This is a genomic window from Streptomyces sp. WAC04114 (genome assembly GCF_019733245.1).
Classification (GTDB): Bacteria; Actinomycetota; Actinomycetes; order Streptomycetales; family Streptomycetaceae; genus Streptomyces; species Streptomyces massasporeus_A.
The window spans coordinates 1-628 of the sequence record NZ_JAIGQA010000408.1 but is presented as its reverse complement, the minus strand read 5'-3'; the positions used below and the strand labels follow the sequence as shown (position 1 = coordinate 628).

The window sequence follows — 628 nt, the reverse complement described above, 5'->3', positions numbered from 1 at the left end:
CGGGACAGCCCAACTACGCGGCGGCCAAGGGCGGCATCGTCGGGCTCACGACCTCGACCGCGCTGGCGCTCGCGAAGTACGGCGCGACGGCCAACGTCATCTGCCCGCGCGCCCGGACCCGGATGACCGAGGACGTGTTCCACGGGTTCGAGGTGCCCGATCAGGGCCTCGATCCCCTCGCCCCCGAGCATGTCGCGCCCCTCGTCGGCTACTTGGCCTCGCCCGCCGCCGCGCACGTCAACGGACAGCTGCTCGTCGTGCACGGCGGCATGGTCGCGGTCGTCGAACGGCCGCGGGTGGCCGCCAAGTTCGACACCAAGCAGGACGCCTTCACCTACGACGAACTCGACGCACTGCTCGGCCCGTACTACGCGCAGCGGCCACCGGGGGAGACGTTCGCGGCGGCGGAGGTACTGGGACTCAAGCACACCTAGCTCGCCCGACATCCCCGAGTTCGCCCGGCCGTGCCGCCTAGCCGTCGTGCTCCGGGCTGAGCAGTCGGCCGTCGGTCGACAGGGGCGGGTGTGCCAGCTGGGGCAAGTAGTGCCGGAAGAACAGTTCGGCGACCAGCTCGCGGCGGCTGCGCACCCCCACCTTGCCGAAGACCTGCTTCAAATGGTCCTGGATG

1 protein-coding gene is annotated in these 628 nt (G+C 70.7%); it reads left to right on the top strand.

Going from position 1 to position 628, the window contains the following annotated elements; genetic code table 11:
- Positions 1–434 (top strand): SDR family oxidoreductase (locus tag K4G64_RS39485; protein ID WP_221760651.1); only part of this gene is annotated, 434 nt, incomplete at its 5' end.
- Between the last annotated feature and the right edge of the window lie 194 nt (positions 435–628).